This window comes from Winogradskyella sp. (assembly GCF_965228925.1).
Classification (GTDB): Bacteria; Bacteroidota; Bacteroidia; order Flavobacteriales; family Flavobacteriaceae; genus Winogradskyella.
Map to the genome: position 1 here is coordinate 4,201,531 of NZ_OZ245845.1, position 12,158 is coordinate 4,213,688.

Here is a 12,158-nt window from a genome sequence, read left to right on the forward strand (position 1 = left end):
AAAACACTCTAAAAAATTAGTTTTGAACACAGTGTCTTCCATTCTAAGCATTGCCAAAAGTACCATAGAATTAGAGAGCAAAGCCATCGCCAACTTATCGGAATTACTCACAGATGACTTTGCCAATGCCGTCGAATTAATCCTTAATTCCAAAGGCCGAGTTATCATCACAGGTATCGGTAAAAGCGCCATTATTGCCAATAAAATAGTGGCGACATTAAACTCTACAGGAACACCAGCTATTTTTATGCACGCTGCCGATGCCATTCACGGTGATTTGGGCTTAATCCTTAAGGACGATGTGGTGATATGTATTTCTAAAAGTGGAAACACACCTGAGATTAAAGTTTTGGTACCACTTATTAAGAATGCGCATAACAAAATGATTGCCATTACCGGCAATAAAGATTCGTTTTTAGGACAACAAGCCGACTTTGTTTTAAATGCTTATGTGGCACAGGAAGCCTGTCCAAATAACCTAGCACCAACAACGAGTACCACAGCGCAGCTAGTTATGGGTGATGCCTTAGCCGTATGTCTTTTGGAAATAAGGGGATTCTCGAGCAAAGACTTCGCCAAATACCATCCAGGGGGATCCTTAGGGAAACGTTTGTATTTAAGGGTGAATGACCTGTCTTCGCAAAACATGAAACCACAAGTTGGTCTCGAAGCAAGTTTAAAGGAGGTGATTGTTGAAATTACCGAAAAAATGCTCGGTGTGACCGCCGTGATTGACAATGATGAAATTGTCGGTATCATCACAGATGGGGATTTAAGACGTATGCTCACCAAAAGTGATGATATTACCCATCTCAAAGCTAAAGATATTATGGGTACCAATCCAAGGCGTATTGATAAAGATGCTATGGCCGTCGATGCTATGGAAATGATGGAAGAGTTTGGTATCTCTCAATTATTGGTCGAAAAAAAAGGGAAGTACGCTGGTGTTGTACATCTTCATGATCTAATTAAAGAAGGTATTATCTAATGGCAAAGAAGAATGTTGACGAAATGTCATTTCTAGACCATCTTGAAGATCTAAGATGGCACCTTATAAGAGCAACCTTGGGTATTGTTATCGCAGCAAGCCTAGCTTTTATTTTTAAAGATTTTGTGGTAGGCATTATAATGGCACCAAAGGAAATGAGTTTCCCTACCTATGCCTATCTCTGTAAAGCTGCTCAATTTTTAGATGTTAATACGTCGTTTTGCGCAAGTGAATTACCTTTTGAAATTGAAGTTCGTAAGGTTGCGGGGCAATTTTCTGCACATATCTGGACCTCTATATATGCAGGTCTGGTTTTTGCTTTTCCTTATGTACTCTACCAATTATGGAGTTTTATAAGCCCAGGTTTGCACGAAAAAGAACGAAAGAGCTCTAGAGGTTTCATATTGGTTTCTTCTTTTCTGTTTTTTCTTGGCGTAGCATTTGGCTATTATGTCATTGCTCCTTTATCATTAAATTTCTTGGCCAATTATACATTTACAGAAAAGATATCCAATGCTTGGGATTTACAATCTTATATAGCTCTTGTTAGATCCTCAGCTTTGGCCTCAGGATTTGTATTTGAACTCCCCATTATCATTTACTTTTTAACCAAAGTGGGTCTAGTAACTCCGCAATTTTTAAGAAAATATAGGAAGTACGCTTTGGTCATCGTGCTCATCTTATCAGCCATTATCACACCTCCTGATATTGCAAGTCAAGTTATTGTAGCCATACCGATACTAATTTTATACCAAGTGAGTATTTATATTTCGGCCATTGTTGTTAGAAATCAAAATAGAAGAAAAAAGCATGTCTGATATCGTCAAAGAATTTAATGATTATCGTTCTAAGATGAACGAGAAAATCCTAGCGGATAACAATAAAATTGTAAAGCGTATTTTTAATTTAGACACCAATGCATTTGCGGAAGGTGCTTTGGATAAAAAGACCAAAGAGTTATTAGGTTTGGTGGCCTCAACCGTATTGAGATGTGATGATTGTGTGAAATATCATTTAGAATCATCTTATAACGAAGGCCTCACCAAAGCCGAAGTCAGCGAGGCTTTGGGTATCGCCACTTTAATAGGCGGCACGATTGTTATCCCTCATTTAAGACGTGCCCATGAGTATTGGGAAGCCTTAGAACAGCAAGGTTAAACTTTTAATAAAACTCAAGCTACACTGATCGAATCTATATGATTTTGCTAATTTTATCGTTTTAAGCAAGCCTATGAAGTTACGCGCAGAAAATTTGATGAAGTCCTACAGTGGACGAAAAGTGGTTAAGGATGTCTCTCTTGAGGTTAACCAAGGGGAAATTGTTGGTTTGCTTGGCCCTAATGGTGCCGGGAAAACAACGTCGTTTTACATGATTGTAGGTATTATTAAACCAAATGGTGGCAATATCTATTTAGACAATACCAATATCACCAAATATCCCATGTACAAACGCGCTCAAAATGGTATTGGTTACTTGGCGCAAGAAGCTTCTGTATTTAGAAAATTGAGTATTGAAGACAATATTTTGAGTGTGCTACAACTGACCAAACTGAGCAAAAAACAACAGCACGATAAAATGGAATCGCTAATCGAAGAATTTGGCCTAGGTCATATTAGAACCAATCGTGGCGATTTATTATCAGGAGGTGAAAGACGACGTACAGAAATTGCTCGCGCCCTGGCCACAGATCCTAACTTTATTCTGCTGGATGAGCCTTTTGCAGGAGTCGACCCTGTTGCTGTTGAAGATATACAGCGTATTGTAGCGAAACTCACCAAAAAGAATATTGGCATTCTTATTACCGACCATAACGTACAGGAAACTTTGGCCATCACAGACAGAACCTATCTAATGTTCGAAGGTGGTATTCTTAAAGCAGGAATCCCTGAAGAACTCGCCAGTGATGAAATGGTACGTAAAGTCTACCTTGGGCAGAACTTTGAACTGCGTAAAAAGAAATTGGAATTCTAATTTATTTCAACTTCTTACGGACCCTTCTAAACGCACGCCAACCCATATATATTATAAAGGATTGAATGAACAAATTTACAATCCAATACAATGCTTTAATGTAGAGACTTTCCCTGATATAAAACGGTAAGCTTTTATTGACAATACTGATAGGGAGGCTAAAAATATCAATGATTTGATCAGTTACTACCACTAAATTACTCCCGTTTTTGGATAGCGTGATATCCGCAAATACAATTAAAAATTGAATCACCAGCAGCACCAAAAAAATGATGACGAAGGATTTTACTTTAAACTTTCTCATTTTTTTGTGATTTCTTCGTTTATTAATTTCTTTTGATAACGTCCTTGTACAACATCTACAACTACCAAAACGGCAATTACAAAATAGAATGTCGTCTTACTCATGGGCACAATCTCGTTGCCAAAGATTTTTATATGTGCCAAATGGCCACCTTCTGTCACCAACATAATACCAACAATAAACAGAATGAATAATCCCAGTACCTCGTACATTCTGTTTTTGGCCAAAAAGGCTGATATTTTATCCGCTAGCAACAACATCAATAAACCACTAACTACAATCGCGATGGCCATAACAATAAATGCTGTTGTCGAATTTTCTATTTCATTGGTTAAGCCTATGGCGGCCAAAATGGAGTCGAATGAAAACACCAAATTCATAATGACGATACTGACTATGGCGGCATTTGCAGATTTACTCCGACTAGAATCGCCTTCACTCTCTACGTCATGATCTAAATCTTTGATAGAGATCATATGCCAAATTTCCTTAATCGCCGTATAAATAATAAAACCACCACCAGCGAGTACAATGAGACTATGGCCATTAAAAGCAAAGTCCAAAACATCATCATCCATATGGCCTGTTAAAAATGAAAACGGTTCTTGGAAAAATTCTATGACCGATACCAAAACAAAAAGTAATACAATCCGCAATACTATTGCTATGAGTATCCCGACTCTCCTAACGCGCTTCTGGTCGCTTAAAGGTGCTTTTTTAGATTCTAATGAGATATAAAGCAAATTATCAAATCCTAGAACTGCTTGAAGCATGACTAGCATTAATAGGGTAAAAATAACTTCAGCCATGTGCTATGTACTGTTTTAAATGGGTTGGTTAATATTTTTTATATCTAGCAAGGATAATATAATGTAAAGCAACACAATGAAGGGTATTGCTGCAAACTTCAAAATGATTAGCGCCACTAAGCTTAAGATCAAAAATATATAGCGTGTAGCATTGCTCTTAAAACTCCAGTCCTTAAACTTCAGCGCAAATAATTTAATATTAGAATTAAGAAGGTAACAACTTAAAAGCGTCAGTCCTATTAAAAACCATTTGTTAATGATTATAGCGTTCATGATATCATTATTCTGATATTCTAAAATGAGCGGAAGTGATAATATGAGTAAGGTGTTAGCTGGTACGGGCAAGCCTTTAAAATAGCTTTGTTGATCTTCGTCTAAATTAAATCTTGCCAAGCGATACGCGGAGGCCAATGGAATTAATAAACCAATCAATGGTACATAAGAAACTTTAACCGTAGTCCATTTCATTGTCGCGGTCCAGCTGTCGTCAAAAGTTACAAAATCATTAACGCCTACTGACAACGCGATTAATTTCAACATGATAATTCCGGGGACTACACCACTGGTTATAAGGTCAGCTAAAGAATCTAATTGAATCCCCAACGGACTTTGTGCCTTAAGCACACGAGCCAATAAGCCATCAAAAAAGTCGAAAAATATGCCTAAAAAAACAAAAAAAGCAGCGAGGACAAAATTGCCATGCACTGCAAATATCAAAGCAATACAACCCGAAAACAGATTAAGAAGAGTCACCATATTAGGTATGTGTTGCTTAAAACCCATCAGTTTTGTTTTTGTAAAAATAAAAAAGTATTTGAGCATAACTCATTATTTTTTCAAATTGCAAGGATTTTAAAACAATAAGAAGCCACTTTTGCAGTTAATTAGATAGAAAAATTGTGCATCTTTGTAAAAAATTTTGCTGTTGAAAAATTACACTGTAATTCTCTTAACACTCTTTGCACTTATAGCTACGGCTCAAACTACCAGAAAATATTCCAATGAATTTATGAATATTGGTGTTGACGCTGCTGCTCTAGGTATGAGTAATGCTGTAGTATCCCAGACTGCGGATGTGAATTCTGGATATTGGAATCCGGCCGGATTAGTACATCTCGAAGATAACCAGCTTGCCTTAATGCACTCGAGCTATTTTGCCAATATTGCCAACTATAACTATATCGCCTATGGTATGCCTTTGGACGACCGAAGCGCCGTTGGTGTTTCGATCATTAGATTTGGGGTCGATGATATTTTGGACACCACGCAGTTAATTGATGATCAAGGCAATATAAACTATGATAGAATCAGTACCTTTTCTACGGCAGATTATGGATTAACCTTCTCTTATGCTAGAAAATTACCATTGGATGGCCTAAATTTTGGTGTCAATGCCAAAGTTATAAGACGGATTATAGGCGATTTCGCCTCGTCTTGGGGTTTTGGTTTAGACGCTGGTATTCAATTTGAAAATAAATCGGGGTGGAAATTTGGCCTTATGGCCAGAGACATTACCACAACGTATAATGCTTGGTCTATTGATGAAGATAAATTTGAACAAATCAGTGGTGCTATTGAAGGGCAAAACCAAGAGTTACCAGAAACTACAGAAATCACCATACCAAAACTAGAAATAGGCTTGTCCAAACAATGGGTTTTCAACTACGACTATTCTTTAACAGCTGCTGCCAATCTCAATGTACGCTTCGAGGAAAATAATGATGTGTTTTCAAGCTCATTGGCCAGTATAAATCCGGCACTAGGCTTCGAGTTTGGTTATACGGATCTAGTTTTTCTAAGAGGTGGCGTTGGTAATTTTCAGAATGAGCTGCAGATCGACAATTCTGAGAACCTAACTTTTCAGCCGAACTTTGGAGTCGGATTTAAATATAAAGGTTTTCAGATCGACTACGCCTTTACTGATATTGGTGACCAAAGTGCCGCATTATATTCTAACGTCTTCTCCCTAAAAATAGATTTTAGTATTTTTAGATAGTGATGCCTATGAAATTAAAACTATCGCTTTTCTGCTTACTAACCCTTTCCATTTTAGGCTTTAGCCAGCAAAACACATTAACTGAAAATGCGGTGGTCTCTGTTTTGACATTTGGTCCTGGCACCTCATTAAATGATGCTTTTGGACACAACGCCTTTAGAATTAAAGACAACAGCCAACGCATTGATTTGGTTTATGGTTATGGAGAATATGACTTTGACGCGCCAAACTTCTATTTAAAATTTGCGAGAGGTAAGCTCAACTATCTCATTAGTAAGCACCGATTTTCGGATATTTTTTATCATTACTCAGGCCATAACAGAACTATTGAAGAGCAGGTACTGAATTTTAGCATTGAAGAAAAACAACGACTATTTGATTTCTTAGAGAACAACTACAAACCAGAAAACCGAAAATATCTCTATGACTTTTTTTACGACAACTGCGCGACGAAAATAAGAGACGTCTCCAAAATCGTAACCCGAAATAACGTTAGTTTTGAACTACCTGCCTCAATTGAGCAAAAAACGTTTAGGCAGCTCATATACGAACACCTAGACCGTAACTCATGGGGGAGTTTGGGAATTGATATAGCCTTGGGGTCTGTTATTGACAGAGAGGCTAATCCCAACGAATATATGTTCTTGCCAAAATACATTCACGAGTTCTTTAATGCGGCCAAAATTGGAGAGACTAATAATTTAGTTAAGAGTTCTTCCACATTATTTCAAAAAAGACATATTAACGCATCAAATACTATCTTTTTAAGTCCATTTTTTATCTTAGGACTTCTGGCTGCAGTCATTATCTATATCACCTATAAAGATTTTAAATCTAATAAACGAAGCAAGTGGTTAGATATCTCACTCTTCGGTATTACAGGGCTCATTGGCACCCTGCTTTTGCTTTTATGGTTCGCCACGGACCACACAGCCACTGGCTATAACTACAATCTGCTTTGGGCCTTCCCTTTAAATTTTATCCTCGCCTATCAATTAAAAAATGGTACCATTAAAAATTGGGTTAAGGGCTTTTTAAAGTTTTTAGTGATACTCCTTTGCCTTATGACGCTACATTGGTTAATAGGGGTGCAAGTTTTTGCAATGCCCCTAATTCTGTTGTTAATAGCCTTATTTATACGCTATATATTTTTGTTGAAGTTTTTTGACTAATACACCTACTACTGACCTCGGTAGTATAAAATAGTGCTTAGTGTTTTAATGGTAATACTAAAGTCTAGGAAAATGCTTCTGTGTTTTATGTAGTACAAATCGTATTGTAATTTGGTGAGGCTATCATCTATTGAAGACCCGTACCTTGTATTTACCTGAGCCCAACCCGTAAGACCGGGTTTAATAATATGTCGTGTTTCGTAAAAGGGAATGATGCGCGATAATTCATTAACAAAAAAGGGCCGCTCTGGTCTTGGGCCAATAATGCTCATCTCCCCTTTTATGACATTATAAAACTGTGGGATTTCATCTAAGCGCGAACGTCTTAGAAACATACCAAAGGAGGTTATGCGCTTATCATTCTTTTGAGCCCATTTAACACCATCTTTTTCAGCATTGACGATCATAGTCCTTAACTTTAAGATTCTAAAGGGTTTACTATTTCTACCAACACGCTCTTGGGTATAAAATAGTGGACCTCTATTACCTAGAAGGTTGCCAATTAAAATAAAGGGCAAAAGCATTAAACCACATAATAGTCCCAGAAAGGCAACAACAATATCGAAAGCACGATGGAAAAAGATATATAATTTGTTTTCATTACTCCTACTAAAAGGGAAATACTTGTAAAAGTCCTTACCGACAAATTGTATGGGCACTTTATGGAGTAGTTCTTCATAGACCTGTGTGTATTCCCTTATTTTAAAACCACGTTCCAGTAATAAGATCAAATCGTGATAAACTTCTGCAATTATCGCTTCACTGTTAAAACTTGCCACTAAGACCTCTGAGATTCGTTCTTTTTCTATGGTATTGAGAAAGTCTTTTGCCTCAAACTCCTTAAGCCCCTTAAACCTTACAGACTCTGATGTGGATTCTTCACTATTTATAAATCCGATAATCTTATAATTAGGGTCTGAGGCATTCAGGGCATTGACTAAACCATCAATATTTGAGACCTCACCAACCAGCAAGATACGCTTGTAAAATCTTGGTGACTCAATAAGGTTGATGTAAATAAAACGCCATAGTAAAAGCGATAAAATAATGGCCAAATAAAAATAAACAATCTGAATTCGTTCTTCCGGCAAGTACGGTGATAGAATTGGTGTTAAAAGGTAAAACAAAACCACGGTGGATGTTGTAATAACGATGTTCCTGAATGTGGTATCTAATTTACTGGCCTTCTGAAGGTCGTAAAGTTCGAAAATAGTACCAAAAACCAATACGTAAACACCCAATAAAATCAGTGCAGTTAAATTATTTTCATCGAACTCTATGTATTCGAATTCTGGGTAAAGATTTAAAAAATAAATGGCAAAAAAGACCATAACCAAGTCCATAATTCTGAGAAGAATCTTTCGTTCCGAGACTTCGAAATGGATGCCCTTTTTGTGCTTCATGTTTTAAGGTCGGTTGTAGCGTAAATATAATAAGTACAAACTATTTTTGACATAAAATCTAAGACAAAAGTTCTATCCATTTTGATTTGATCTTCTCCCAATCGAATTGCTCCACTTTTTTCCTAGCGTTTAAAACCAGCATATTTTTTAATGCTTTATCTTCTTTTAAGTTGATTATTTCATCAACCATTTGGTCGACATCAGAGGGAGGTACTAAAATCCCATCTGTATGATTTGATATCAAATACGGTAATCCACCAACATCTGTAGATACGACAGGTAAACCTAAAGCCATGGCTTCAATAACACTAACGGGTGTATTATCAAAATTTGTAGTATTGATAAATACATTGCAATTATTAGATTGTTCTATCCATTCATTTCTGGATAATTTGCCCGTAAAATTAATTTCGAGTTGTTTGTTTTTTGCTAAGCGCTCAGTTTTTTGAAGTGATCCGTCAGAATCTGGCCCTACCATTGTAAGTTCGGATTGATATCCTTGTTCAATGAGACGCGCTAATACCATGACTGCCATTTCTGGATTATAAATTTTTGCAAAAGATCTTACCCATAACAACTTAATCACTTTTATATCCCTGTTTTGATATGCGAAATCCTCTATTACGATAGAATTGGGTATGTGTTTAATATTGTTAAATCCATAGGTCTCAAAAGTAGTTTTTAAAAAGTTTGAAGGTGAAACTAATGCATATGCATATTTAAACACCAATCTACTCATTGTAGGATTCATTTTTAGACGGCTTTCAAGATTTCCGCCATGTAAAATTGGGATATACTTAATTTTAAACAGCCGTGAAAATTGGCTAATAACCAAAGCATAATAAAAGTTTGTAGTACTATATGTATCTATTAATACATAGTCGGTGTGTTTTCTATTGGCAATTACCAATCGCATCATATCTAATAAGCGCAACGCCTTATTCGATTTGTTCGATGCGATTTTTATAGAACAAAATTCGCTCAATCTCGCTCCTAAACTCTCAATCGAAGTCGTTGTTTTCCCCTTATTCGATAACGCGTTTCCTACGTAAAGAACGTTTTTCATATCTTACATTTAATAGTGCGAGCCCATATATGAAACCAGGTGCCGCAATACGCATAGCGGAGTGGTTAATTGTAGCAAACCAAAAGGCTAAAAATGCGTAAAACAAAACATTTCCCTTTCTATAAGTGCGAAATGCCAAAGGACTAATTACTAAAAGTAATAGTATGATTAGGCCTAACATTCCGTGTTCAGACAATAATCGACTTAGCTCATTGTGCGATGCAATTACAATACCCTCTTCTTTTAAACGCTCTTGCTTCATCCCACTGGCACCAACCCCAACAAAAGGGTTATCTACAAACCCTTGAATCTCGTGAACGAAAAGCTCAAATCTACCCGTAGTAATATTTTCCTTTTCAAAACCTCGTCTATCCGTATTTGCATATCGATTGACCACTAAACCATCGGTTTGATCAGAGCTTATCCACCAAGTGATAGCACCGCCTATTATCAAAATAAAAAACGATATTACAACTTGCTGTTTCATTCTATATCCTGACCTGAAATACAGTGCCCAAAGAAAAGCCATAATGACAAACACAGCTGTTACGACGCCCCCACGACTAAACGTTACAAGGGCTCTAAAACTTACAGCACAAAGAAGAATAATATTAAATATTTTTAAAAAAAGCGTCGGTGATTTAAGAAAAAAACGTACCGTAAAACTAACCATGCCTAAGCCAAGCAGGGACGATACTTGGTTAGGACCAAAACCGCCAGAAGTAGCAAAATTAGATCCTGTTCCCGTAACGACTTCTTTAATACTAGGCGTATGCAAAAACAAATGGGTGGTCATTGCTATAATGGGAAAGCCAAAAAAAGATACGACATGCAATAATTCTTCATTACTAATTTTTTTATCATAACAATAAATTGCACAAATCCCCAAGCACACAGGGCCTGTTAATACAAAGGCAACACTAGTTCTAAAATTTAAACCGAAATCCAAATTTGTAGACGCCACAACTACGGCTGGAACCAATAAAATCAGGTATATTAAATAGGCGTATGCTTTACCCGAAGCGCCATTAAAAAAAGTTCCTATAATCATTAAAAGAATAACAAAGTACTTGGCAAATTCATAAGATATTCCACCACCAGTCATTCTAAATAATGCTTCTGCACCGGCAATGTAGGCGCAGCCCAATAGTACCCAAATTGTTTTTTTATGCTTTGGCGCAAGCAATAAATTAAAAACGAAGTACGAACAAGCAGCAACAAAATAAATTTGAGAAAAATTCGGAATCTGATTGATAAAAATACCAATAAGAATGTGCAGAACGATTAGCGCAACATATTTGTCGTTTGTAAAATGATATCTATATTTTTTACGAGTTGAACTTCCCATTATTTTGGTTGTACTTCTTCATACTTGAGTAAGAGTGATTCTCTAACAGCATCCTTAGAGAAGTTACTGAGAACATGTGTTTTTAAATTAGTTCCCAATTCTAATCTAAGTTTCTTATCGCTCATTACATGTACCATCGCATCACTTAAAGCCTTAGCATTTTTAGACGCTACCAATACCCCCTTAGTATTATCATTTATAACGCGTGCACAATCGCCCACATTGGTAGAAATCGCAGCTAAAGCGCCAAAGCCATACTCAATTAAAGCTAAAGGTAGGCCTTCAGATTCTGATGACAAAATACCAATGGTCGATTGTGAAATAATATATTCCGTATCGCTTTTACTTCCATAGAAATAAATATTGTCATTTAGATTGTGATTCTCAACATATAACTTTAGCTCTCTAGAATAAGAATCATTAAAATCTTTACCTACACAATGTAGCGTCCACTCCGGAAATTGTTCACAAATTGCTGCAAAGGCATCCACTAAATTAAAGTGATCCTTTTGAGGTCTTAAATTTGCTAAACAAAGTATGCGCTTCCCTTCACGACCTTTTAAAATCGTTTCCTTGTCATAATTACTTTTTGGTAAAACAAAATTTGATAGGTATGAGATCGATTTTAGTCCTAATTTTTCTTTACCCCATGCTATCAGGTTAGAATTCACACAGAATACGGCATCAAACAACCTTGAGCAGACTTTTAAAACTCTGTAAGGTCTTTCTTCAAGTAAATTGCTATTACCATAATGATCGTGCCATATCAGTCTTACTTTAGGTCTTAATAATTTGGCCATTGCGCCCATAAAAAACGAAGAAGAATGGGCATGTATTATTGATATATTTTCTGATTTAATAAATCTGTAAAATCTATATAGGGATTGAACATCAAGGGTAGACTTACGCCCTAAGAACATATAGCTCACCGAATCTTCAATGGACTGTTTTAGAAGTCCTTCTTTTCTTGTAGCTACTAAATACGATTTCTCAATATCCTTTGAAAGTAAATTTGCAAGATTAACAGCCATACGCTCTGCACCGCCAGCGTCCAATGAATCGATAAGTTGCAAAACTCTCATTAAACCAGTTATAATCGT

The 12,158-nt window shown here is 36.5% G+C and carries 13 protein-coding genes; 6 read left to right on the top strand and 7 right to left on the bottom strand.

Features of this window, described 5'->3' with window-relative positions:
- Positions 1 to 22: 22 nt before the first annotated feature.
- The 4 genes from ACO052_RS17605 (at position 23) to lptB (ending at position 2,960) form a co-directional block, all read left to right on the top strand.
- A complete protein-coding gene (locus tag ACO052_RS17605) occupies positions 23 to 988 on the top strand; it encodes a KpsF/GutQ family sugar-phosphate isomerase (RefSeq protein WP_422105099.1) in 966 nt (321 codons plus the stop codon).
- The gene (gene tatC, locus ACO052_RS17610; RefSeq protein WP_422105100.1) at positions 988 to 1,806 is read left to right on the top strand and encodes a twin-arginine translocase subunit TatC; all 819 of its coding nucleotides are present in this window, start codon (positions 988 to 990) and stop codon (positions 1,804 to 1,806) included. Before ACO052_RS17605 ends, tatC begins: the two co-directional genes overlap by 1 nt.
- Positions 1,799 to 2,146 carry a carboxymuconolactone decarboxylase family protein gene (locus ACO052_RS17615; protein ID WP_422105101.1) on the top strand — a complete coding sequence of 116 codons (348 nt, stop codon included), beginning with the start codon at positions 1,799 to 1,801 and terminating at the stop codon, positions 2,144 to 2,146. Before tatC ends, ACO052_RS17615 begins: the two co-directional genes overlap by 8 nt.
- Positions 2,147 to 2,219: 73 nt before the next feature.
- Positions 2,220 to 2,960: an LPS export ABC transporter ATP-binding protein gene (lptB, locus tag ACO052_RS17620; protein ID WP_422105102.1), complete on the top strand. Its 741-nt coding sequence runs from the start codon at positions 2,220 to 2,222 to the stop codon at positions 2,958 to 2,960.
- 1 nt (position 2,961) lies between these two features.
- Here the strand turns inward: lptB and ACO052_RS17625 are convergent, their stop codons facing one another.
- The 3 genes from ACO052_RS17625 to ACO052_RS17635 are packed head-to-tail and all read right to left on the bottom strand — an operon-like array spanning position 2,962 to position 4,856.
- Complete coding sequence (locus ACO052_RS17625) at positions 2,962 to 3,264, bottom strand: hypothetical protein (protein WP_422105103.1); 303 nt, start codon at positions 3,262 to 3,264, stop codon at positions 2,962 to 2,964.
- Positions 3,261 to 4,073 (bottom strand): TerC family protein, encoded by an 813-nt coding sequence (locus tag ACO052_RS17630; RefSeq protein ID WP_422105104.1) that lies wholly within the window; start codon positions 4,071 to 4,073, stop codon positions 3,261 to 3,263. Before ACO052_RS17630 ends, ACO052_RS17625 begins: the two co-directional genes overlap by 4 nt.
- A 15-nt stretch (positions 4,074 to 4,088) precedes the next feature.
- Complete coding sequence (locus ACO052_RS17635; protein ID WP_422108081.1) at positions 4,089 to 4,856, bottom strand: CDP-alcohol phosphatidyltransferase family protein; 768 nt, start codon at positions 4,854 to 4,856, stop codon at positions 4,089 to 4,091.
- 142 nt (positions 4,857 to 4,998) lie between these two features.
- Between ACO052_RS17635 and ACO052_RS17640 the strand changes: the two genes are divergently transcribed.
- Both ACO052_RS17640 and ACO052_RS17645 read left to right on the top strand, forming a co-directional pair.
- Positions 4,999 to 6,069 (top strand): PorV/PorQ family protein, encoded by a 1,071-nt coding sequence (locus tag ACO052_RS17640; RefSeq protein ID WP_422105105.1) that lies wholly within the window; start codon positions 4,999 to 5,001, stop codon positions 6,067 to 6,069.
- Positions 6,070 to 6,077: 8 nt separating this feature from the next.
- Positions 6,078 to 7,241 carry a DUF4105 domain-containing protein gene (locus ACO052_RS17645; protein ID WP_422105106.1) on the top strand — a complete coding sequence of 388 codons (1,164 nt, stop codon included), beginning with the start codon at positions 6,078 to 6,080 and terminating at the stop codon, positions 7,239 to 7,241.
- Between the two features lie 8 nt (positions 7,242 to 7,249).
- Here the strand turns inward: ACO052_RS17645 and ACO052_RS17650 are convergent, their stop codons facing one another.
- Genes ACO052_RS17650 through ACO052_RS17665 form a run of 4 tightly spaced genes read right to left on the bottom strand, consistent with a single transcriptional unit; the run spans position 7,250 to position 12,140 of the window.
- Positions 7,250 to 8,644 (bottom strand): exopolysaccharide biosynthesis polyprenyl glycosylphosphotransferase, encoded by a 1,395-nt coding sequence (locus ACO052_RS17650; protein WP_422105107.1) that lies wholly within the window; start codon positions 8,642 to 8,644, stop codon positions 7,250 to 7,252.
- A 58-nt stretch (positions 8,645 to 8,702) separates the two neighbouring features.
- Positions 8,703 to 9,710 (bottom strand): glycosyltransferase family 4 protein, encoded by a 1,008-nt coding sequence (locus ACO052_RS17655; protein WP_422105108.1) that lies wholly within the window; start codon positions 9,708 to 9,710, stop codon positions 8,703 to 8,705.
- Positions 9,670 to 11,058, bottom strand: a complete 1,389-nt coding sequence (locus ACO052_RS17660) for an O-antigen ligase family protein (RefSeq protein WP_422105109.1) — start codon at positions 11,056 to 11,058, stop codon at positions 9,670 to 9,672. The genes ACO052_RS17655 and ACO052_RS17660 overlap by 41 nt, the downstream gene beginning before the upstream one ends.
- Entirely contained in the window at positions 11,058 to 12,140 is a 1,083-nt protein-coding gene (locus ACO052_RS17665) for a glycosyltransferase (RefSeq protein WP_422105110.1), read from the bottom strand. The genes ACO052_RS17660 and ACO052_RS17665 overlap by 1 nt, the downstream gene beginning before the upstream one ends.
- Positions 12,141 to 12,158 lie beyond the last annotated feature (18 nt).